Origin of the sequence: Wolbachia endosymbiont (group A) of Sicus ferrugineus, from assembly GCF_947251515.1 — a bacterium.
Classification (GTDB): domain Bacteria; phylum Pseudomonadota; class Alphaproteobacteria; order Rickettsiales; family Anaplasmataceae; genus Wolbachia.
In genome coordinates this window covers 192,757-216,828 of the sequence record NZ_OX366370.1, presented here as the reverse complement: position 1 = coordinate 216,828, position 24,072 = coordinate 192,757, and the positions used below count along the sequence as shown (strand labels likewise).

Sequence of the window (24,072 nt, the reverse complement as noted above, 5' to 3'; positions counted from 1 at the left end):
AGACTTCATAATAGATTAATCTTCCAATCTTAAATTTATTGCAGATTTTTTATCTTCTCCGTTTCTACCGCGCTCCTCTTTAACCTCATAACTCACCCTTTCTCCTTTTATCCCCTTCTCTTTATTCTCTCCTTTAAGTGTCTCAGGCCTTATTCCTGAACGTTCCAACGTGCTAATATGTACAAAAACGTCACCCCCTTTACCTTCTGGCTTGATGAAACCATAGCCTTTTTCGGCATTAAACCATTTTACATTACCAAATTCCATTTAAACAACTCCTAAATTATTAACTAACATTACTAATGTGATGAAAAACTTTGAAATTACGATTGAGAATGCTTTAAGCTTAGCTATTGAAACTAAACCTTTATACTCCATAGTCTATTCTTAACATTACATGATAATAATACACAATTGTTGTACTTAATGCAAATAAATTTTTTAATCGTTAAGCGAACCTGCAACCGTCATTTCGCTAACTTTAATCGTTGGTGAATTAAATTGCCCACAAAAAGTTAGATCATCTGCAACGACTAAATTGCTAAACATATCCTTCAAATTGCTAGCAATGGTAATCTCATGTATTGGGTACGTTATTTTTCCATTTTCTATAAAAAATCCGGAAGCGCCTTGGCTGTAATCGCCATTGATTAAATTAACACCAAAACCAAATAAATCAGTTACATATATTCCCTCTTTCACTTCCTGAATTAATTCTTCAAACGATACATTACCATTCTCAATGTAGAGGTTACTAGCTGCAGGAATAACTGCAGCATTACTTGCACGAGTTGCACTTCCGGTTGTTTCTGAGTCTAATTTTCTAGCCGAGTATAAGTCTAAAATCCAATTTTGTAATATTCCGTTTTTTACAAATATATTTTTCTTGCTAGTTATCCCTTCTCCATCAAATGGTCTCGATGCTATGCCTCTTGGCAACAATGGATCATCGATAATATTAATTCTATCGTTGAAAATCTGAGCGTTTAAACTACCCCTCAAGAAAGAACTGTTGCTTATAATACTGCTCCCATTTATAGCAGAAGCAAAACTTTTTACTAGCCCTTTTGCTGCTCTTTTTTCAAAAATAACTGGAAATTTACCAGTTTTAATTGTACGTGAATTCAATTGATCAACTGCTCTCTTTGCTGCTTCTTTTCCCATTAACTCTGGCAACTTTAAATCACTAAAATTACATGCTATATCATAATCGTAACCAACCTTCATTTCACTTTCTCTTCCAGCAACAACAGAGACCTGATTAGCAAAGGTTGATTTACTAAACGAGCCAATAAAACCAGAAACAGTCGATAATACTGTATTCACTAAAGCGTATGAAGAATAGGCTCCTTCAGAATTAGTGATACTCTTATGTGCAAGGGCTGAATTTTCTGCAGCTTCAGCAATTTCTTTTAGGTTATCAACGGTTACAACATTATTATCTGAGATACTTAAATCTGCAGAAGAGATATAATTACTACCATTTACAGCAAAATTAATGCAAGGATCTTCTGGCGCATTCTTTGCCATTTCTACCACTTGGCTTACCGTATCACTAAGATTATTCAAATCGTTTGTAGAAATATACGCAGCTTTGCTTTTACCTGCTATAGCTCTGATTCCTACAGTGCAATTTTTAGATTGTGATATTTGCTCAATTTTTGATAGACGCTGAGAAACTGAAGTCTTATTAGTTTCATATATTGTAACTTCCGCATCTTGATTCTGCTTTTTTATTAATTTAGTGATATCTGCTGCAATATTTAATATATTCATTTTCTATTCCTTAGATTTTTATAAAGACTCTGCACCACCTATAACTTCAATTAAATCAGTTGTAATTGCTGCTTGACGAGAACGATTATAAAGCAATGCTAGTTTGTTCAGCATCTCTTTAGTGTTTCTGTTTGCTGATTCCATAGCAACCATCCTAGCACTATTCTCACTTGTTGCACTTTCAAGCAAAGCAGAGTAAAGAGCAATTACAACGTAATCTTGAACCAAAGATTTTAAAATAAATTCAATATTTTGTGGTTCATACTCATAGCCGTAATCTGTTGTTGGACCAGCCAGAGAGTTGTCAATCAAGGATGAGTCTTCACTCCATGGTTTTATTGTTTCCAACATTGGTTTTTGCGTGAAGGTATTATAGAATTTACTATAAAAAACTTTAACTTTATCGTATTTACTTAAATCTATACCATCAACCAAAGCTTCTATGTGCTTTAACGCGATCCCCTTACTATTTTCAATTTTTAAGATACTTTTAGAGTCAAATCTATTTTTACCTACATCAAAAGCTTTTTTACCAAGAAATACAATATCTACTTTTTTGCCATTTGCGATTGACTTATTTACATGCTCTTGACTAAATTTGACAATAGAAGAGTTAAAGTTGCCGCACAAGCCACGATCAGACGCAACAATGAATACTAGGTAAGAACCGTCATTACTGATATTTAGAATTTTTGCCAGTAATTTTTGATCAACTGATAGCATTAATGAAGAAATAATGCTATGCAGCTTAGATATATATAATTTTGAATTTGATAATTTCTTTTGGCTTTGTAATAACTTTGCTGCAGAAACCATTTGCATTATTTTCGTGGTTTTCTGTACAGACCTAATATTCTTAATTCTTAAGGATAATTCCTTTAAGCTCTTCATTTTGTATACAACCCTGATTTATTAAAATATATAATTGTTAGTGTCTAAAAGCAAGTTTTTTTGACATTAGAACCAAGTCTAACTAAAAACCTGCAGGTTTATTATTTTGAAATAAGGGTTATATTAAGAGATCTACTCCAAAAATTGTTCAATAGAGGTCTTTGATGGTAATTTCCCATATATTATTATCATCACACTTTGTGGAACCTTATAATATATAATAAACGCAATTAAAACTATTGCAATTTGAACATTTATGATCCCATTGCTTTAGTTCTCTGTTACAATTTTTACACTTCCAGCCCGGATCAGGCAAAGCTTCTGAGCCCATCTTGTTTAGCCAATAAATTACCTTGTCGTGTTCTTGCAATGTAACCTTAAGTTGTATTACAATAAAGTAGATTGACATGTAATTAGCCTTTTTCATAGCAGTGTCTAAATATTGACTTGCAAGATCATATTTACCTGAACTCATTGAGGACAAAGCAAGTAAACAGTAACTAAAATAATAATCAGGGCATAAGTTGTATAGTCTTTCAGCACCTTTACTATTTAAATTGATGTACATTTTAGCTGACTGAGGAGTAGGATTTACTGCATATTCTGCCTCTAGCACTGCAGAAGCTTTTCTAATTTTTCCAAGTTTAATATATAATTCTGCTTTTAAATAATTGATGGACCGAAAGGTTGCATAATAACTTTGTGCTCTGAATAAAGACTTTATAGCTCCTTTAAAATCCCCTTTACTTTCATATTGTTTTGCCAAAGCACAATAAAAAACTGCAAACATTTCTTTATGGTCAAATGGAAGAAAAATATTGAACTTAACTGCTTCCTTTAACCTCAAAATCGCATTAATCCAATCTTCTTTCAATATGCAATGCTCTATTTGAAAGGGAATAGATAGCATTTTATCATTTTTTCCTGCAGAAGCAATTTTAGATCTTTCATTAATTGAACTAGAGCAATATTCTATAAATTTTTGAAAGATTACTTTTTCTTGTTTGAGGTGAACAATCAGCTTATTGGCCAGAAGTAGAGCTAAGTTACGATTTTTATTTGCAATATTTGTTAAACCGTTACTGAAAAAGCTGTAATTTCCCGTCTTACCTGAGTTAAAGAGCTTTATTAAAGACAACCTATCGCTCTTCTCATTTAGACTTTTAACTACCTTTTGGGCATTCTCTATATTGTTTAAGTCTATGCTAAAGAAAGCTTCAAAGAGAAGCAATTCTTCCCTATCCCTTCTTCTATTTCTTATGTTGGCAAATGTTGATAAAATAGAGGAAAAAAAGCGTACAAGTGTAATTAATAAAAATAATAAAACTACACAAGTAAAAATAATGAAATATAGATCAATACTTATAGTGTAATTGCCTAATTCCAATTTTATTACTTCACCACTTACCTTGACCCATATGCCAAATAAAAACGAAAGAACGAAAATTATAAAATAAATCATGAGATATATTGTAATAAGTGATTATATATTGTTGAAATATTCTTAGAAGCTACAATAAAACCATTCAATTTATTCAGCCATGGCTTGAATTCTGAATGCGTTAAATTGCTTACTGTAACAGTTATATTTTGCCAATCATTATCGTTTATTGACTCCTCAATTTCTGCGAATTTTGCCCTTAATGGGTCATTTTTATCTTGTATTCTAATCCAGTTTGAAATGATTTTTTTAGACAATGTACTTTTATTGTAGTTAATAACAGCAATGGTCTTCTCAAAAGATAACTTCAACTCACGTAAAGTATCTACCTCTTTCAAACTTTCCAATTCATTTACTGCATTTTCTATCTCTGGATCATCAAGCTCTGATATCAAAGGCTTTATTGAATTTATATGATTATCAAATTTTGCTTCTCGCAATAACGAATTCTTCATTTTAACTACAAGTAGCAGCAATCTTGCGAGGTTCTTATGCCTTGAGCTACCATCACCTTGCTCACATTGAGTGTGCAGAACTCTCTTTAAGTCAAATATCTTTTTTTCTACCCTGGATTGATTAACTTCAAGTGACATTCTGAATTCATCTATTTTTTCCGTTAAAACATTTATATTGTCTTCGCTTTCTTGCTGACTTATTTTTAAAAAGATTATGTTATTTATTGTGATGTAACCGGTAAATAACAATACAATTAAGAACCAACCTATGTACTTTTGCTGAGTATCATTCATAACGTAGTATCTCCGCAGGATCTTGTGCAGCTGCCTGCAATGCAGGAGCAATTGTCGCTAAAAATGATAAGAGTAACGCAAGTGCAGAAATACTTACTACATCTTGAGGGACTAATATCACCGGTAAACTTGAAAAAAAGTATATCATAGGATCAAACAGCTTGACGTTAGTAATGTTTTCTAAAAACACTCTAATACTTTCGATATTGAGAGAAAAAACGACACCTATAATACAGCCAAGACAAGTTCCCGTAAAACCGATTAATAGACCACAAGCGCAAAATATGCGCATAATGCTTCCACTTGTTGCACCAAATGTACGCATAATTGCAATTGCGGATTTCTTTTCTTGCACTATCATCATTAAATTTGAGATAATATTAAACGCTGCTACAACTATAATCAAAGTAAGAATTAAAAACATCACATTTCTTTCAGTTTTTAAAGCACTAAAATAATGGCTTTGCTGTGATTGCCAACTTTCAGCTTTCATTCCTATTTCTTTTTCTAGAGCATCTGCCAGCTTACCAGCTCTAGTAACGTCGTCTACAAGTACTTCTATATTTTTTATGCTATTTTCATAATTAAAAAAGGCTTGTGCTGATTTTAGAGGCATATATATCAAGGTATTATCATACTCAAACATACCCATATCAAATATTGCTATAACTTTATATTTTTTCATTCGCAGCATTTCACCAAGTAATGCATCAAATTCTTCAGATGATATAAACGTAATTTCGTCGCCATAGTCAACGTTCAAAGCTTCTGCCAATCGTGCTCCTATTATTATCCCTTCATCAAATTTTTTTACATCACCTATAATTACATTATTTGTAATGGTAGTACTATCAAGCAAATCTTTAGTTGAAACACCTCGCACTACGCTACCTGCAATTTTACCATTTGCTACAATAATAACTTGATCATTGGTCATAGGAGTAGCTTTTAATATACCAGGAATTTTCTCAATAGATTTCGAAACTGTGCAGTAATCTGAATTTATGTTCCTATCAAAATAAACATTAATATGGCCATCAATGCCAAGTATTGAGTCAAGCAACTTTGCTCTGAATCCGTTCATCACAGACATCACCACTATTAGTGTTGCAACTCCAAGGGCAATGCTGATAATAGAGAACAAAGTTGTTATAGAGCAAAATCTGGCATTTTTCGCTCGCAAATAGCAAGCAGCCATAGTAATTTCAAAGGCAATGGACATTACAAAATATTTTGAGGTTAAACATTATATTCTTGAAACTTCGTATAATTGTAGACTTTTCTTTATTTGAAAACTAGATATTTTTACTCCTTTAAATTTAGCAGACTTATAGAGTATCTTTAACATTAGAATTTCAAAATCTTCCATATACATCATCCAATCTCACTATATCATTATCAGATAAATGCTCTCCTATCTGAAATTCAACTATTTCAAGTGGAGAGCTTGTGCTTCTATTTTCAATCCTATGGGAAACTTCCCTTGGGATTTCTATCATATGGTCTTTTACTATAGCATATTCTTTGTCGCCTAAACTAACATACCCAACTCCCGATAGTACTATATGGTATTCATCTCTATAGTGATGGAATTGCTTAGAAGTGCAGCTTAATGGATTTATAAAAAGATATTTTATAAGAAAATTTTCGCTCATTAAAATTATACTATAAAATCCCCATGGCTTGATTTCTCTTCTTATCGCTTTTGCTTTCTTAACCTTATTAATAAACGATATTGGGCTTTTGTTTTGTTGCTTATAAGCTCCACCCAATAAATTTTTATTACTTTCTGTCGTTGAAACTGGTTCTTTTTCTCTAATCACATGCTGAAATGACACCGGTTCTTTGCTAAACTCCTCACTCAATTCTAAAACTGAATTCCAAGTTCCAACATCCAACCAATCGAAATTAGCCTCTACCATTGTAATGTTCTTTGCTTTTTCCATTACCAAGTAATCAATGGATATGCCTTCAATTCCTGCAAAATCTCGTTGTTTTAAATACAGAAATCTCTCTTGCGGTATGAAATGTTTCACACTTGCAAAACATAAATTATAAAGACTTGGGGCAGATTTTTTGATCTCATCTATATAGCGTTTTGCTTTGAACACAAATATTCCAGAATTCCAATAATAATCATTACTTAATACATGCTCAGGTTTCTCTATGAAATCCTTTACTATATGATACTTTTCCTTATGATCATAAACTGCATTTATATAGCCGTATTCAGAATCGAATTCATGAAGTTTGACTCCAAAAGTAACTATAGAGTCAGCCTCATAGGCTAACTAATACCAATTCCCACTATACAAAGAACGGATAGACAATAATGGGAAAAAAGCCATACTAAAGTAAGTGAAGTAGCGAGGTATAAATGGCATTAAGATCAAAATTATTGGATGAAAAAGTAGTAGAATCAGCAAAAGAAATGCTGAAGAAAGTAAGGAACAATGTATATGTTTCAAAAAAACTAAATGCTGTAATTGCGGCAAAAAAGCATAGTATAACGGCTGTAGCAAAAATATATTGAATTTCAAGAAGCGCACTAACTTCGTGGATAAAACTCTTGAAATTTGGCAGAGAAGAAAAACTGTTTGCTCCTCCATCACGCCGTAGAAAAACTAAATTAAATCAGGCTCAACTACAGCAAATTGAAGCATGTATAGAAGAAAATCCTAATATTACCATTAAAGAAATGAGAATAAGAATCCAGGAAAAGTTCGGATTAAATATCAGCAAATCTACAGTACACCGCCATATGCAAAAGATGAAATTTTCATATATTACACCAAGACCAGTACACAACGTACAAGATAAAAGTAAACAAGAGGAATTCAAAAAAAAATCTCAATGAAGTTATTGGCAAGTATCCAGAAAAAGAGCTATTTTTCTTTGATGAATCAAGGTTTGGCACACATTCGAAAGTTGGGCATGGATGGTTTAAAAAAGGCACTAGGACTCGGGTTAAAATAAAATTAGGTAGGCATAATTTTTATCTCTACAGTGCAGTTAATCCTAAAAATGGAGAGAGTTTTAGCTTATTTGCACTAAATGTTAACACTGATTGCATGAATGTATTTCTTGAGCAAATGTCGCAATATCTAGGGACAAGAGAAGCTGTTCTTGTTATGGACTGTGCTAGTTGGCATAAGTCAAAAAATTTAAAGGTAGCTAAAAATATTGAGATTATATACCTACCTCCATATTCACCTGAACTCAATCCTGTTGAGAGGCTTTGGTTATACATAAAACAGAACATTTTGCGCAATAAAATATACGATACAATTGCTCTGCTTTAGGGTGCTTTGTGCAAATTTATTACTTCTCTTGCCAGCTCCACAATTAAACAACTCTGCAATTTCTCCTATTTGACTGACCAACAATGAGAATTGGTATAAGGTGGCACATAGAGGAGTGCTATAAACTACTCAAAGTAGGAGCAGAGTTAGAGAATTTTTCTGGAGAGGCTGTATTACAAGAATTTTGGGCAAACTTGGTCATGTGCAATATATTATCGCTTCATATGTGTGATGCACAAGGGCCTTGGAACCCAGATCAAATTGCTGAGTATCGTTTAAATTTTTCAGTTTTATTTGGTGTGATGAGACAGAAACTTTATCAAGTGCTTGTTGCGCCAAAAGATTTTCAAGCCCTTTTTGATAGAGCAAGTATACGCGCTAAAGTTAAGATCCGACCGGGAAGATTCTATAGCCGCGATAAAGTAGATAAGCCTAAACGCCATCATGTCTTTAGGAGAGTTTGCTAATGTATGCTCTTAAGTTGACGCCATTGGGAGAACAGTTGCTACTTGTTAGCGGATGAGATACCGCGAATGAATCGCGGTATGACGGTTAAGTAGGGTGTCATCCCAGTGCCCAGACACTGGGATCCAGAAAAGTTTGCTTGTAAGCAAGCAAACTAGCATAGAAAGTGTTTGTTAAAACACAACGTTTTCAATGAGATTATATGGAAAACTGGATTCCAGTGTCAAGCACTGGGATGACACCCTCCTGATGGGCCCAAATCAAAATGTTCGTACAGTTATGGGTTTAGCACCCCTTCAATTCCCAAACACCCCTCCCACATTAGAATTATTAAGTTCACTCAAAAGAGGAGCACTTGGAGAAGTATCCTGAAGATAGCTTCTTACCGCTCCTTTAGCCTTCTCAATATTATCTGATTCTTTCTCATGCTTCATATGAAAAGCTAAACCACCAGCAAAACATACGAGAAAATTAACGCCAAGGATAACTAAACCCCACACTGGTAAGACTGGGTAAACAACATAAGCTACCAAAGCTGCTAAAGAAACAGCGCCAACTGCAAATTCTATATTCCTAAGCATCTTAAGTTTATTATCCAGGTAATCTATTTTTTCTTCTTTTCTAGCCGCTTTTCTGCTGCTGTTATACCAAAAACACACACCAGCATGGAAAGCAACACACACAACTGCAGCTGCTATACCTAGAGCCAATAACTTCCTGTTGTCTTCTGAATCTTTTTTCTTATCTTCTCTGCTTTGATGGCTACCACTACTGAAACCAGGGTTATTTATAACTGTAGTATGACCACCAAACAGGCTGCGAAGTAGTAAATAATCACAAAAATCTAAACCTCTATCATTATGTACATGTACGTGTGTAACCTGAGGGCCTGTAGGTTGCCTGTTATTCCCTGCGTTATATTGATTATTTCTGCTTTCTGTATTGCGTCTATTAGTTGAGTTTAGACGTGTATGCTCTTTATACGCCTCTGCAAATGTATCCTCGTCCCAAGTTAAATTCCGTGTATTGTTAAAATACCGCAAAAACTCTTTAACATCACTGTTACCACCTGATTTCTTTATATAGGCTAACGCATACCTTTTTAAAACACTATCACTTGCTACCATAAATACCCTCTTAAGTTAAGACTAAATTAATAAATACTTATTATAATAAAGTAACGTCTTCTTGTCAAATCAACCATAACTTAATATCCGGTTAATATCCTTTCCACCAGCTCTTTTACTGTCGGTACGTAGCCATTCTCATAAAACGGATCTTGCTTAAATTTGTACACATTGTGCCCGGAAAACATGAGTTCATTTTCAATATCGCCGTCATGTATAATGTTTTGCAGTGTTTTTTGTATACAAAAACTCCGTGGATCTGGCTTTTGTCCTGTTGAATGGTTGCCGTGATCCTTCCAATTGCTAAACAAACAATGACTTAAGCATCCCATACAATTGATTTGATCTTGTCTTATCTCTGCAAATTTGCTTGGCGTCACAAAAATAACAGTTGTATCTGGAGTTTTCATTGCTTCTGTATACCCTGCTTTAGTCCATGTATTTGCCAGCTCTTTGTCTTTTGAAGTAAGGTAGATCTTCCTACCTCTGCTACCCATTGCAAATTCACTACTAAATTCTTCGCTGGCATTTTCTGAAAACTTTATTTGACTTGAATTCCGTTTCTGCAACTCACGTATGAAGTTATTTTTTACTGCAGATGAGTAAAACCCTGTTGGACTGAATTTATTTAAAAATACATCACCTTCTTCTAAAGTGAGTAGCTTTTTTTTCCACTCTGCAGAAATTGGGCTTTCTTTCGTCAAAAGTGGACGAGTGCCAAACTGAAAAGCTATTGGTCCAATTTGCAGATTGTCAAACCAATGTTCCCAATCTTTCAAATGCCACACTCCTCCTGCCATAACAATTGGTGTTTCTGAAAGACCGATCTCGTTCATGAAAGATCTAAGCTCTGCAACTCTTTCAAATGGAGCCTGTGGTAGCTCTGGGTCTTCACTGTTACTGAGTCCATTGTGCCCTCCAGCAAGCCATGGATCTTCATACACTACTCCACCAAGCAAATAGGAAGATATTCTTTGGTAAGTACGCTTCCATAATGCTTTAAAAGCACGCACCGATGAGACAATAGGGTAATAATAAACCTGATATTTAGCTGCAATTTCTCCAAGCCTATAAGGCATACCAGCACCGCAGGTAATACCATGAACTAAGCCTTTTGCTTTTTCTAATATGCCATTAAGCACGCGTTCTGCTGCTCCCATCTCCCAAAGCACATTCATATGTATTCTTCCATGACCTTTTGATATTTCATTCGCTATTTTTGCCTGATTGATTCCAGCTTTAATACTATACTCAATCAATTCACTGTGTTTTTCATTTCTTGTTTTGCCTTTGTAAATCAGCGGCACTAACTCACCATTATCATCAATAAGCTTAGCATTTGCACCAGAAAACGTACCCACAGCATCTGCTGCAGCAAATGCTCCACTTGACCTTCCATCACTGATTGCGATGCCTTTGCCGCCCTCAATGATTGGCCACACTTCCTTTCCTGAAATTACTATCTTTTTTATCTTATTTTTCAAAACTTCCTCGCAATCTTTCACTCTATTTTACTTAATTACTAAAAAAATAATAGCTGTTTATTTTTTCTTATATCATCAGAGCCTCTGCATAGCCAAATTTGGGTTTTGAGTAGACACAGCAGCTACTGTAATATAGTTTCGAAAGAAGTCTAATGTATTTTGCTATATGATCATAGGTCTAACAGGCAGAATTGGAGTAGGAAAGAGCTTTGTAGCTAATTGCTTTCAAGAGTTTGGTGCTGCTGTGTTTGATGCTGATTCTGTTGTACACCAACTTTATAAAGTGGATAAAAGCATAATAAGTTATGCAGAAAAAAATTTTCCTGGAGTGGTAGTAAATGGTGAAATAGGTAGAACAGTACTGTCTAAATATTTCTTAGCCTACGATGAAAATTGGAAACAATTTCAATCTTTGATTCACTCTGCTGTGCTGCGTGAATTAGAATTTTTTATTGCCAAGGAAAAAAAGATCGATAGAAAGCTTTTAGTTTTAGATGTGCCACTTCTATTAGAAACAAAATTTCATTCATACTGTGACCTTATTATTTTTATCTATGCAGATAGCGTTGTGCAAGCTCAAAGACTTAACGAACGCAACATAGATAAAGAAAAGCTAAATTTAATCTTCAATGTTCAGTTATCTATTGAGGAAAAAAGGAAGATGAGTGACTTTATTATCGATACCAGTGTAAGCAAAGAGTATGTTTTTTCTCAAATAAAAAAAATAGTGGATTCATTAAACCTCAACACGTAGCTCTACGTCATACCGTCACGGTATCTCTTGGCCGCTAACAAGCAGCGGGATGACGAGGTTATCTTCATACTGCCGCGAACCGCCATACCGCCGCGGTATCTCTAGATCCCGCTAACAAGCAGCGGAATGACGATTGTCGATCAATCTAAGTTACTTTAGCAACAGTTATTCTCCACCAAATTACTCCGAATTTTAGTTGTATTATTTGCGGATTTCACTGCTGAAATCTCAAATTTTGAGCTTGTGTTCAAAAATGATTCAACTGACCTGCCAAAAAAATCGTATCTCCACCCCTTGAATAGTTTATCTATCTGCCCAGATATTGACCCGGTTAACTCATCTTTTGAAGAAACTAATTTCCTTGATATGTTACTTTCTTTACATTTACTATCTAAAATAATTGAGAGTATATCGAATACAGATTTGTCATAATTATTCGGTAAGATGTTGTTTTGCTGCATCCAATTTCTTTCATTTTCATTAAAAATATTCACAAACTCTAGTAAATCTGCATCTTTTATATTTTTTGCATTCCTCTTGAGATCATCTAAAATCTCATCAACATGCTCTACATTTTTTTCAACAAAACCAGCTATTACAGCATTATTAATTACTTTATTACGATTCATATTATAGCGCTGTGCTAAGGTCTCTTGCCATTCACTAACTGCTTTAACAGTTAATACCAATCTTGGATTTGCTTCATAATTAAATTTAATTCTCTTCCATGCATCTTTTGGACTATGTAAATACTTATTTATATTAACTATTGATTCCATCTCTTCTTGAAACCAACACATCCTATTATTTTCTTCAAGTTTATTGCACAATATTTGGTATAAGTCATATAGGTGTACCACGTCGTTTATTGCATAGTCTAACTGATCCTCGGACAACGGACGCCTTAACCAATCTGAATTTTTAGCTTTAATTTTATACAGCACTACTCCTTGATATTGCTCTACTACTTTTGAGTAACCAATAAAGTCATGATAATAATGACAAAACATAGCGGCAACTTGGGTATCAAAAATGGGAGTGGGAATACATTTAAACACAGTGAGTAAGGATTCTATATCCTGCCGGCAGCTATGAAACACTTTGGTTATCCCCTGATTTAGCATTATTTTCTTAATGAATGATAAATCAATTTCTGGCACTAATGCGTCTACAATAAAACTCTTCTCTCCGTAAGAAATTTGAATTAACGATAATTTTGGGTAGTAGGTTAAATTATTTCTAATGAACTCCGTGTCAACTGCTATAAATTTCGGCTTTTTTGCTATTAATTCTTCACACGTATCTTCCAGCTCTGATGTTGTACTAATTAGCATATATTTTTCACTTGGTGGTTCTACTTTATCTGACCTTACCCAGAAAAAGTAGAGAGAAAGTTAAGACGTTTTTGTCATGAGAATGATGCATCAAATTGTGCAGGAATGCAATAATTAATAGTAGAATGCCTACGTTGTTTGTTATAAAAGATTTCTATGTATTCAAATATGGCAGTTCTGGTTTGTTGAGCGAGAAGTATCAATAAGCAGCTCCCTTTTGAGTGAACTTTTCTGCAACAGAGTTATCGTAACAACATCCCTTATGGCTCATGCTGGAAATGATGTTTTTTGTATTCAATAGAAATTGGTAATTTTGAGAGGTATACTGTGACCCTTGATCGCTATGTAACAGCAGATTTTTATCGGGTTTGCGCTTATTAACGGCCATCAATAAAGAGTCAATAACCAATTGTTTATTTATTGAGCTACTCATTGACCAGCCAACTACCATACGTGAATATAGGTCAATTATTGCTGCCAACAACCTTCCTTAGTTTTTATATAATACCAATTCTCATTGTTGGTCAGTCAAATAGGAGAAATTGCAGAGTTGTTTAATTGTGGAGCTGGCAAGAGAAGTAATAAATTTGCACAAAGCACCCTAAAGCAGAGCAATTGCATCGTATATTTTATTGCGCAAAATGTTCTGTTTTATGTATAACCAAAGCCTCTCAACAGGATTGAGTTCAGGTGAATATGGAGGTAGGTATATAATCTCAATATTTTTAGCTACCTTTAAATTTTTTGACTTATGCCAACTAGCACAGTCCATAACAAGAACAGCTTCTCTTGTCCCTAGATATTGCGACATTTGCTCAAGAAATACATTCATGCAATCAGTGTTAACATTTAGTGCAAATAAGCTAAAACTCTCTCCATTTTTAGGATTAACTGCACTGTAGAGATAAAAATTATGCCTACCTAATTTTATTTTAACCCGAGTCCTAGTGCCTTTTTTAAACCATCCATGCCCAACTTTCGAATGTGTGCCAAACCTTGATTCATCAAAGAAAAATAGCTCTTTTTCTGGATACTTGCCAATAACTTCATTGAGATTTTTTTTTGAATTCCTCTTGTTTACTTTTATCTTGTACGTTGTGTACTGGTCTTGGTGTAATATATGAAAATTTCATCTTTTGCATATGGCGGTGTACTGTAGATTTGCTGATATTTAATCCGAACTTTTCCTGGATTCTTATTCTCATTTCTTTAATGGTAATATTAGGATTTTCTTCTATACATGCTTCAATTTGCTGTAGTTGAGCCTGATTTAATTTAGTTTTTCTACGGCGTGATGGAGGAGCAAACAGTTTTTCTTCTCTGCCAAATTTCAAGAGTTTTATCCACGAAGTTAGTGCGCTTCTTGAAATTCAATATATTTTTGCTACAGCCGTTATACTATGCTTTTTTGCCGCAATTACAGCATTTAGTTTTTTTGAAACATATGCATTGTTCCTTACTTTCTTCAGCATTTCTTTTGCTGATTCTACTACTTTTTCATCCAATAATTTTGATCTTAATGCCATTTATACCTCGCTACTTCACTTACTTTAGTATGGCTTTTTTCCCATTATTGTCTATCCGTTCTTTGTATAGTGGGAATTGGTACTACCAAGATAAAAAAAGGTATGAAAAACGCATTAATCTCGCTAAATGAGAAGATTCTCCTGAGGAAAAGATCTATCATCGAAACGGTTTTTGGTTACCTGAAAAACAGATTAGATACTCGCCATAGATCCCCTGTTAACTTCCTAGTTCACATTTTTTCTACACTCATTTCATATTCCATGCAACCCAAAAAGCCCTCTATCTCCAGCTCTTTTTTTATCGGCTAATCCATAGTTAGCGTTCTTAGCATAGATCCCGCTAACACGTAGCGGGATGACGATTGTCAAGGTGTCATCCCAGTGCCCAGACTACTTGGATCCAGAAAACTTAACTTTAAATAAGTGGCTGCATAATAAAGACTAGATTCCAGCGTCACGCGCTGGAATGACACCATTTTCGGTCTCTTAAATTGCTTTAGCTACAAACATTAAGAAATTTACCGAGTGAAAAAAAGGCAAAAGAAGCCCCATGGTTGGCTAGTTATTTATATGTACTTCAAAATATTGGCGTTTTTTGTTCTAAACGCTGCAATTTAGCTGCTTTTAAATGCGACTAACCTAAATTATAAACGTTAAGAAATTTACTGAGCGGAAAAAAAGGCAAAGAAACCCCAGGGTAGCTAGTATTCAAATTCTCCCTTGTCTATTTGACGTCTTTTACTGTCTTAAACGCTTTATAAGCGCGTTTCGGCTTGTATAGGTAGAAACCTAAAGTTTTATAAAGACATGAGGTGCACATAGTGCAAAAAATTAAGCATGATTTACGCCAAATACATTAAGTTTTTTTGTCATTAATCCACTGCAGAGATTGCGAAGATAAATAAATAGCTTCAGTGTTGTGATAAGGGGGCTGGCGGAGTTTGTCAAGGAAGTTTTTTCGTTTCTGCGAGCTACCTGAGTTTATTGACTTCATTAGAGCCAAAACTCTTGAGACCTAGGTGATAATTCTATCTAAAAGGATGCCAAAAAAGAGAAGCAACCCTACGTAGGAATTATTTTTAAATATGGACATGCATTGACTGGGATCGTCAGGATTGAAATTTTTGTATTGGCGGTGAAATATGAACCCTACAGCAAGTAGAGCAATATAAAAGATGTTATTTAATGATGATAAGATACCAGCATATAGCCACGTCATAAGAGATATTAAATAAAATCTTTTCAACCAAGATTTTGTTGTATCACCAAAATATAATGCGGTAGATTTCATTCCGAGTTTTTCATCATCTTTTTTATCTTGATGAGCGTATATGGTGTCATAGCTAAGTGTCCAAAAGACGCATCCTATATAAAACAGCAAGGATTCTATACTGATCTGGTTTATTATTGCTGCTGAGCCCATGAGCGATCCCATATTGAAGGTAAACCCTAAGAACAATTGTGGCCACCAAACATACCGCTTTAATAAAGGGTAAGTAGCTATCATACACATTGAGATTATTCCAAGTATGAGTGTGGTTTTATTAGTTAACAATAAAATTACCAAGGCGATAGATAGTAGCAGTGAGAGTAAAACCAAAGCCTGCTTTATGTTTAATGCACCACTTGCAAGTGGCCTATATTTTGTTCGTTCAACGTGCGCATCTATTTCCCTATCGAAAATGTCATTGATTATGCACCCTGCAGGTCTCATTAAAAATGCACCTATAGTAAATAAAACAAGGAGAAAAAGAGCCTGATACGATAGAGAAGTTGAGGCTAAAAGAATACCGCTCAAACTGGGAAATAGCACAAGCCACAAACCTGTTAAACTGTGCAGTCTCATTAATGAAAAGTAACGGTTGAAATACATTAATTAAGTGTGATTATGTAATATTTTGCTTACATTAACGAAATTATCGAACGCTAAATCAGGCTTGAAAACTAACTCAGGTATAAATCGCAAATCAACATAACACAATATAGATTTACGTATTGACCATGCAGATTGGTTCATTTCATTAACAACAGTGTTAATATCACAATTATCCTCAGAAGGATCTCCAGTGCGTGATGCTGAAATCCATGTACTTTTTTCTGAATCTGAGTAGTCAGCTACTTGGATATTCAATGAAGATAACACAATATATACATCTGCTTTTTTCAAATCTTTACTTAATTTTACGTCAGATACCGCTACATTTTTATTGAACACCTTACCTTCCATTAGGACTCTTGATATTGCTCTATGCAATACCGATGCTATTTTTAGGTTTCTAATTTCCTTTTTCATATCCATCTACTATAACACCCTTTCTTCTTGCACTAATTGATAAGCTTCCAGAATATCTCCAACTTTAATATCGATATTACCCTCTAGTGATACTCCGCATTCAAAGTTTACACCTACTTCTTTAACATCATCTTTAAATCTACGTAGTGCTTTTAACTTTCCTTCATGCACCAATTTGCCACCACGCACTACCTTAATTAAAGAATCTTTTCTTATGACTCCATCACTTACGTAACATCCAATGATATTACCAGCTTTAGATACGTTAAATATTTGCCTCACAGATGCAGAACCAACACGAACCTCTCGTGTAACAGGCTTTAACATTTTAGTTAAATACATTCTCATGTCGTCAATGAGCTCGTATATTATGTTATAAGTATGTATTTCTACACCTTTTTGTTTTGCCAAGTCCCTTACTTTTGAGTCCACTTTTACATTAAAAGCTAAAATTACTGCACTTGATGCTTCTGCAAGCAGCACATCTGAATCTGTTATCCCTCCTACTGCTTTGTGTAGGATATTTAATTTCACTTGGTCTTTACCGAGTTTATCAATTGAACTTGATATTGCTTCAATAGAACCAGTTACATCGCACTTTAAAACTACAGATAGTTCTTCTGTTTCACTGTTATTACGACTGAATATATCTAAATTATTGTCGTCTGAATCTTCTTTCTTTTTCTTGATCAACTCTAGTCTGTATTCAACAATTTCACGCGCCTGCTTTTCAGAATTTACAACAACAAATTTATCTCCAGCATTTGGCACACCATTTAGACCAGTAATTTCAATTGGAGCGGAGGGTAGTGCTGCTTTTTCTCTTTGACCAAGGTGATTAACCATACTACGTACTTTGCTGTATGTTGTACCAACTACCAATATATCACCAACCTTTAACGTTCCTTCCTCAACTATCAATGTAGCTGATATTCCTTTCGCTTTATCTATTTTGGATTCTATTACCCATCCAAGTGCTCGACAATCTTCTATTGCTTCTAGCTTCATTAATTCAGCGATTAACAAAATCGCCTCTTCTAGTTTATCTAAATTAGTTTTCTTTTTTGCTGATACTGGCACAATCATAATATCACCACCAAGCTCTTCAGAGATGAGATCATATTGAGGCAAACTATTAATTATTTTTTCTACATCACCAGGTTCAGATTTATCAATTTTATTAATAGCAACTATAATAGAAACATTTGCTGCTTTTGCATGATTTATTGCTTCAACTGTTTGTTTCATGATTCCATCGTCAGCTGCAACTACTATTACGACTATATTAGTAATATTGGCACCACGTGCACGCATCGCAGTGAACGCTTCATGTCCTGGTGTATCAATAAAAGTAATTTTTTGCTTATCTTTTGTCGTTATTTGATAAGCACCTATGTGTTGAGTTATGCCACCTGACTCTCTTTCTGCAACATTAGATTCACGAAATGCATCGAGCAATGAGGTTTTACCATGATCGACGTGTCCCATAAAAGTGACGATTGGTGGTTTAGGTTTTTTAGGCAGGCTTTCTCTGCCTTCTATAAAAAATGAATCCTTTTCTCTGTTGGTATCGCTCACTCGTTTAGCCGTATGATTAAATTTTTCCACTATTTCAGATGCTATATCTGGATCCACCAGATCATCTACTCTATAACTCTCACCGACTTCTTCTTTGAACATTTTTAGCACACTCTTGCTATCTTCTGCCATACGAACAGATAACTCCCTGATAGTTATTTTATCTGGTATAATAACTTCTCTTGATATATTTTTACCCTTAGTAAACTTTGACTTTCTACTTCTTATACCAAATCTTTGCTTAAATACAGGGGGTTGTTCAGTTTTTTCATCTATTGCCTGTGCAATTACCAGTTTAGAATGCTTAGAATATATATCTTTGTTGACTTTAGAAGACTTTTTATCGTCGCCCTCATAGTCAATATTATCTTCTCTTAGTTCAACTAAGTGAGTATTACTTAAAACTTTCTTATTTATTTCTTTAGATAAAGTGTCCGCTTCATTTTTCTCGTCAATCTCTTTATTGCTGTCTTCTTTTGCTGTTTTCTCTTTTTCTTCTCTCTGATTTCTTTCTTTCAGCAAAGCAGCATTCTGCACAGCATTAATGCGGAAAATTTGTTCTTTCTCTGTTAAAGAACCTAATTTACTCTCGTCAAATAAATTATGTTCTTCTGCATCATGAGATTTTTTTCTTCTTTTTTTTACTATTGTAGCTCCAGTACTTGGGCTAGCTGAAGAGTTTAAATTGAGGTCTAATTTAAGCTTGCTTAAGCCTTGGAGCGTTAATTTTTTATTACTGATATCTTCATTATTCATATTATTTTATTATATTAACCCAAGCTTTTTACGTGCTTCTATGATTATTGAGTCTACTGTATCTTTTAGATTTTCTTTACTATCAGCTGAGGAAGAGAGTATGCTGCAAAACTCATAACTTGATAAATCTGCTATGTCCTCTAAAGTCTTAATATCATGTTTACTCAGAGCAATTTTATTGTCTATTGATAAAGTTAAATTGATTACATCATCTTCCATACCTAGACTTTTTAGCTCTTCTATTTTTCTATCATTTTCTGCTTTCAGGTGCTTGTTTGCTCTGTTATGAAGTTCGTTTGCAATATCCTCATTAAAGCCCTCTATTGAAGCAAGCTCTTTAATTGAAGCGTTGGATATATCTTCTACGCTTGAAAAACCTTCTGTTACCAATAGCTGACCCATAATCTCTTCTAAGTTTAAAGCTTCAGCAAATAAAGCTGAACATTGACTAAGTTCTTTACTTCGCCTTTCTGATTCTTGCTGAGTGCTTAATATCTCAATTTTCCATCCAACAAGCTCTGAAGCTAATCTTACATTCTGGCCCTTTTTTCCTATAGCTAAACTCAATTGATCTTCAGCAACTATTAACTCTATGCAATTTTCATTTTCATCAATAATAACCTTCGATACTTCTGCAGGAGTAATGGCTTTAATAACAAATTGACCCAAATCTGAGGAGTAATTTATAACGTCAATTTTTTCACCATTTAATTCGTGTATAATAGTTTTTATTCTATCTCCCTTAACTCCAACACAAGCACCTACTGGATCAATGTTCTTGTCAGGAGAGAAAACAGCAACCTTAGACCTTGAGCCGGCGTCTCTAGCTATACCTTTAATTGTTACTAACCCGTCAGCAATTTCTGGTATTTCTTGATTTAATAATGCCTCTAAAAAGCCTTCATGAGTCCTAGAAAGAATAATTTGACGTCCATCATCAGAGCGCTTAACGGTCTGTATGTAAGTTTTAACCTTATCGCCTTCACGAAATGATTCACCACCGGTCAAATTTCGCAATGGAAGATATGCCCTAGTGCCATTTATGTCTATAATAAGATCTGAATATTCTACTTGTTTAACAATACCATACCTTATTTCTCCCACCTTATCTTTAAATTCCTCATATTGCTTTTTTGACTCTTCATCTTTAATTATTTGAGCAATCTTTTGCTGGGCAATCCTTGCTGAAGCAAGATCAGTGTTAAGAGAGAGCAATTCACTAACAGTATCTCCAACTTTTGCATCTCCTTTTATTAATTTAGCTTGTGTCAGCGTAATTGATTCATACTCAGTATTCTTTTCTCCATCTGATTCGTCATCAATAACTTTTAGTTTTCTGTATGAAATAACTTTGCCTGTATTTCTATCTATATTAACTACAATTTTACTTTTGCTACCATATTTTTGATAAGCCACTGCTTCTATAGCACTTTCTAGTGCCTTTATTACAACATTAAAATCTAAACCTTTTTGAAGTGAAAGTTCTCCTGCTGTTTTTATTACATCAAGGCTTCCAACTATGTTATTCTTGTTACTTTTCTGCTTAACACTGCTTTTACGATTAGCAATCATAATAAATAAATCCAATGTAATTAATTATAATTATAGCTTCAACGGGCAAAGAACGCTATCTTAAATGTTAAATGATTGCTAATTTAAGTCAAGTTTTTTCATGTCTTTGTATGACAAGCAACGCCGGAGTAAAGAATAAAGTTAAGACCGTTGCAGCCAATATTCCACTTGCTATGGTTGTTGAAATGTCAACCCACCACTGGCTTGATGGAGCATCATATGTGATTTGTAGCGTAAAAAAATTGATATTTAACCTGGTAATCATCGGTATTAAACCAAGAACTGTGGTTGCAACGGTAAGCAATATTGGCCTAACGCGAGAAATTGCAGCGTTTATTACACATCGCTTGATGTCATTTTTGTGTACCTTAATTTGGTGATGAAAGGCATCAAGCGATAGTATGTTATTATTCACTATAATTCCTGCCAAAGCAATTATCCCCACTCCACACATAACAACTACGAAAACTTGTTGGATAAGAAAGAAAACAAAAAACACACATGTGGTGGATAAAAACACTGCTGTCATTACGATAAATGTATGGTATACATTATTAAACCATACACGTCAAGTTAAGGGAAAGTAGCATAAGGAAAAAGAAAAGTGGTAAAGATTATTTTAGATATTAAGTAATAAAGCTAGTAATTTATAGACTCTTCTAAAAGAATTATCTTATTTTAGATCAAAATTTCCAAAAAAATAAATGTAACAAACAAGATACCCACTTTAAATGGTGCTATATTGGGCCTTAACTTGACGCGTATGCATTATTAAACTGTGTCACTAATACCAATATCATTGGTGTAATCGCTAATATAAAAGCCTTTAACAAAAATGCTCCTGATTTTTGTTGATCTTCTTTGTCGCCTTTAAAATCAATTTTTACTCCCTTGTCCCAATCCTGGGCAATAGAATTCTGAATGAACTTTACTCTTTCATTAACAAGATAGCCAGTATCCACATCAGCGGAAATTGTCACTGTACGTAATCCATCAATCCTATTTAGTTTGTTTACCTTTTTTTCGGGAGCATATTTTACTATGTTGCTCATAGGATACGGGCCATTAACTGTATTGATAAAAAGATTATCTATAGTCTTCATGTTGCGGTCCCTTCTGGGGAAACGGAGTACAATATCGATTTCTTCATCCGTGTTATTTGGTCTATATTTTCCAATCAACACTCCATTTGTAACCATCTTTATAAAATCGCCAATGGTTGCAACACTTACTCCAGAACTTGTAGCTTTACTCTTATCAACACTCATATTCCACTCTATTTCAGGTGCTGATCTGCTATCTTGAATATTTATAAACCCGGATGAAGGTTGGTCCATAATTTTTAGAATTTTCTCTGCTGCTAAATTCAGATTAGATGCACTTCCGCTGAGGTTAATTTGTATTGGCTTGTCAGCCGACGGTCCTAACTTTTCCTCTTGAACATTAATTATTATTCCTTTCATGTCTTGCACACTGCTTCTTATATCGTTTAATATGTGCTTAGCTTTGCGCCTGAAGCGCCAATCCATAAGTTCTAGTTGAATTCTGGCGATAACGTTGTCTGAAAATGCTCCTGATCTAGCATAAGAAACATGAATTTCTTTTTCAACGCTCAAAATGCGTTCTTCCACTTCTTTGAGTATCAGATCTTGTTCTTTAGCTGATAAGCTTTCTTTTACTTTAACACTGATTAAAATATTATCTGAATCCACTTTCGGAAAAAACTTCACTCCAGGACCAAAGGTAAAGTACAGCACACTAAATGAAAACAGGACGAATACAGTAGCACATATGAATTTTTTAGGATGATCTAAAACCTTCTCTAGCATGCGTATGTAAGCTCTTATTATAGGCCCAGCATTTTTTATCTCACCACTTTCTATAGCACTCATTTTTTTTATTTCTTTTTTTGAGGTTATTGAAGGCTTACCAAATATTGCACCAAGTGTTGGTATAAAAACCAAAGCCATAATGAGCGATCCAATCAAAGTTAGAATTATTGTAATTGGTATGTACTGCATGAATTTACCAACAGTATCAGGCCAGAATAATAGAGGAAAAAACACTGCTAATTTAGTTAACGTCGATGATAGAACCGGATAAAACATATCACGAACTGAAGTGTGAAAGGCTTCTACTTTGTCCATTCCGCAGATCATCTTTCTATCGGCATATTCGCTGATCACAATTGCATCATCAACCAGCATGCTAACAGCCATGATGAAACTGAAGAGCACAACGATATTTAAGGTTATGCCCATAAAGTAAAGAGCTATTATCCCAATGAGAAAGGAACCGGGTATCGAGAGTGCCACAAGAATAGCAATCCTTGTTCTCATAGAAAGCATCATTATGATCAATATTAACAACACAGCGAATATTATGCCGTTTTCCAAGTCATCAAGCACATCGCGGACGTTTTTTGACTGGTCATTTAAGTACACCACTTTTAAATTTTCAGGTAATTGATCTTTTGCCTTATCCATTAAGTATTTTACTTGATTTACTGTGTCTATTATGTTTTTTCCGTTACGTTTTGAAATTTCTAGCACGACACTAGGTAATCCATTAATGCTAGCAAACCCTTGGTGATCCTCAAACCTAGGGTATACTTTTGCTATATCTTTGATTCTCAAAACTGCATCGCCTTGAGATCTAATAGGAATATTCATAATATCTTCTATATCTTTTAATAACCCTGATATTTTAATCAAATATTTACCGGTATCGTTTTCCAGTGACCCAGCTCCCACTAGTCTATTATTGCTTGATATAGCTTGGAATATTTCGTTTGATTGAATGTTATATTTTGTTAGAACTGTGGGCTCAATTATAACTTCCACTGTTTCTTTATGCATACCTGCCACTTCAACTTTGAGAACATTTGGCAGAGATTCTATTTCTTTCTTTAGCTTGCGTGCTATTTCAGTTAAGGCTCTTTCTGGCAAATTACCAATTAAGCCGACATTGATACCAATTCCCACTATACAAAGAACGGATAGACAATAATGGGAAAAAAGCCAT

General features: G+C 34.3%; 16 protein-coding genes and 6 pseudogenes. 4 read left to right on the top strand and 18 right to left on the bottom strand.

Translation table 11 applies throughout. From position 1 onward, the window contains the following. Nucleotides 1-15: 15 nt before the first annotated feature. The 7 genes and pseudogenes from OPR24_RS01110 to OPR24_RS01080 form a co-directional block, all read right to left on the bottom strand. Nucleotides 16-267, bottom strand: coding sequence for a cold-shock protein (locus OPR24_RS01110; protein ID WP_064124857.1), 252 nt, complete (start codon nt 265-267; stop codon nt 16-18). A 174-nt stretch (nt 268-441) separates the two neighbouring features. Then, a complete protein-coding gene (locus OPR24_RS01105; protein WP_265033517.1) occupies nt 442-1,776 on the bottom strand; it encodes a TldD/PmbA family protein in 1,335 nt (444 codons plus the stop codon). Nucleotides 1,777-1,794: 18 nt separating this feature from the next. Then, nucleotides 1,795-2,667 carry an ATP synthase F1 subunit gamma gene (gene atpG, locus OPR24_RS01100; protein ID WP_265033516.1) on the bottom strand — a complete coding sequence of 291 codons (873 nt, stop codon included), beginning with the start codon at nt 2,665-2,667 and terminating at the stop codon, nt 1,795-1,797. 208 nt (nt 2,668-2,875) lie between these two features. After that, a complete protein-coding gene (locus OPR24_RS01095) occupies nt 2,876-4,129 on the bottom strand; it encodes a tetratricopeptide repeat protein (protein WP_265033515.1) in 1,254 nt (417 codons plus the stop codon). Next, nucleotides 4,126-4,857, bottom strand: a complete 732-nt coding sequence (locus tag OPR24_RS01090; protein ID WP_265033514.1) for a hypothetical protein — start codon at nt 4,855-4,857, stop codon at nt 4,126-4,128. The genes OPR24_RS01095 and OPR24_RS01090 overlap by 4 nt, the downstream gene beginning before the upstream one ends. Beyond that, nucleotides 4,850-6,079 carry a lipoprotein-releasing ABC transporter permease subunit gene (locus OPR24_RS01085; RefSeq protein ID WP_265033513.1) on the bottom strand — a complete coding sequence of 410 codons (1,230 nt, stop codon included), beginning with the start codon at nt 6,077-6,079 and terminating at the stop codon, nt 4,850-4,852. Before OPR24_RS01085 ends, OPR24_RS01090 begins: the two co-directional genes overlap by 8 nt. Nucleotides 6,080-6,212: 133 nt before the next feature. Continuing rightward, a pseudogene (locus tag OPR24_RS01080) lies at nt 6,213-7,148 on the bottom strand (sugar phosphate nucleotidyltransferase); the annotation flags it as partial. 86 nt (nt 7,149-7,234) lie between these two features. On the opposite strand from OPR24_RS01080, the pseudogene OPR24_RS01075 reads away from it, so the two are divergent. Together OPR24_RS01075 and OPR24_RS01070 are read left to right on the top strand one after the other, a co-directional pair. Continuing rightward, nucleotides 7,235-8,246: pseudogene (locus OPR24_RS01075) on the top strand (IS630 family transposase). 8 nt (nt 8,247-8,254) lie between these two features. Further along, nucleotides 8,255-8,626, top strand: a pseudogene (locus OPR24_RS01070) (IS4-like element ISWosp8 family transposase); the annotation flags it as partial. A gap of 294 nt (nt 8,627-8,920) precedes the next feature. On the opposite strand, the gene OPR24_RS01065 reads toward OPR24_RS01070, so the two are convergent. Then, the gene (locus OPR24_RS01065; RefSeq protein WP_265033511.1) at nt 8,921-9,751 is read right to left on the bottom strand and encodes a hypothetical protein; all 831 of its coding nucleotides are present in this window, start codon (nt 9,749-9,751) and stop codon (nt 8,921-8,923) included. Nucleotides 9,752-9,831: 80 nt separating this feature from the next. After that, a complete protein-coding gene (locus tag OPR24_RS01060; RefSeq protein ID WP_265033509.1) occupies nt 9,832-11,235 on the bottom strand; it encodes an NAD(P)H-dependent flavin oxidoreductase in 1,404 nt (467 codons plus the stop codon). A gap of 166 nt (nt 11,236-11,401) precedes the next feature. Between OPR24_RS01060 and coaE the strand changes: the two genes are divergently transcribed. Beyond that, the gene (gene coaE, locus OPR24_RS01055; protein WP_265033508.1) at nt 11,402-11,989 is read left to right on the top strand and encodes a dephospho-CoA kinase; all 588 of its coding nucleotides are present in this window, start codon (nt 11,402-11,404) and stop codon (nt 11,987-11,989) included. A 155-nt stretch (nt 11,990-12,144) separates the two neighbouring features. On the opposite strand, the gene OPR24_RS01050 is transcribed toward coaE, so the two are convergent. The 3 genes and pseudogenes from OPR24_RS01050 to OPR24_RS01040 all read right to left on the bottom strand — a co-directional run bounded on the left by OPR24_RS01050 (nt 12,145) and on the right by OPR24_RS01040 (nt 14,849). Then, complete coding sequence (locus tag OPR24_RS01050) at nt 12,145-13,323, bottom strand: ribonuclease D (RefSeq protein WP_265033507.1); 1,179 nt, start codon at nt 13,321-13,323, stop codon at nt 12,145-12,147. Between the two features lie 74 nt (nt 13,324-13,397). Beyond that, nucleotides 13,398-13,804: pseudogene (locus OPR24_RS01045) on the bottom strand (DDE-type integrase/transposase/recombinase); the annotation flags it as partial. Nucleotides 13,805-13,837: 33 nt separating this feature from the next. After that, nucleotides 13,838-14,849 (bottom strand): annotated as a pseudogene (locus OPR24_RS01040) (IS630 family transposase). An 84-nt stretch (nt 14,850-14,933) separates the two neighbouring features. Between OPR24_RS01040 and OPR24_RS01035 the strand changes: the two are divergent. Beyond that, nucleotides 14,934-15,158, top strand: a pseudogene (locus OPR24_RS01035) (transposase); the annotation flags it as partial. Nucleotides 15,159-15,864: 706 nt separating this feature from the next. On the opposite strand, the gene ubiA reads toward OPR24_RS01035, so the two are convergent. The 6 genes from ubiA to OPR24_RS01005 all read right to left on the bottom strand — a co-directional run bounded on the left by ubiA (nt 15,865) and on the right by OPR24_RS01005 (nt 24,032). Further along, entirely contained in the window at nt 15,865-16,722 is an 858-nt protein-coding gene (gene ubiA / locus OPR24_RS01030) for a 4-hydroxybenzoate octaprenyltransferase (RefSeq protein WP_253307364.1), read from the bottom strand. 3 nt (nt 16,723-16,725) lie between these two features. After that, on the bottom strand, nt 16,726-17,142 hold the full coding sequence (locus tag OPR24_RS01025; protein ID WP_164225054.1) for a ribosome-binding factor A: 417 nt from the start codon (nt 17,140-17,142) through the stop codon (nt 16,726-16,728). A gap of 9 nt (nt 17,143-17,151) precedes the next feature. Then, nucleotides 17,152-19,476: a translation initiation factor IF-2 gene (gene infB, locus OPR24_RS01020; protein WP_265033506.1), complete on the bottom strand. Its 2,325-nt coding sequence runs from the start codon at nt 19,474-19,476 to the stop codon at nt 17,152-17,154. A gap of 9 nt (nt 19,477-19,485) precedes the next feature. Next, nucleotides 19,486-21,048, bottom strand: a complete 1,563-nt coding sequence (gene nusA / locus OPR24_RS01015; protein WP_265033962.1) for a transcription termination factor NusA — start codon at nt 21,046-21,048, stop codon at nt 19,486-19,488. Between the two features lie 88 nt (nt 21,049-21,136). Further along, entirely contained in the window at nt 21,137-21,577 is a 441-nt protein-coding gene (locus OPR24_RS01010) for an efflux RND transporter permease subunit (RefSeq protein WP_265033504.1), read from the bottom strand. 220 nt (nt 21,578-21,797) lie between these two features. Continuing rightward, nucleotides 21,798-24,032, bottom strand: coding sequence for an efflux RND transporter permease subunit (locus tag OPR24_RS01005; RefSeq protein WP_265033502.1), 2,235 nt, complete (start codon nt 24,030-24,032; stop codon nt 21,798-21,800). Nucleotides 24,033-24,072 lie beyond the last annotated feature (40 nt).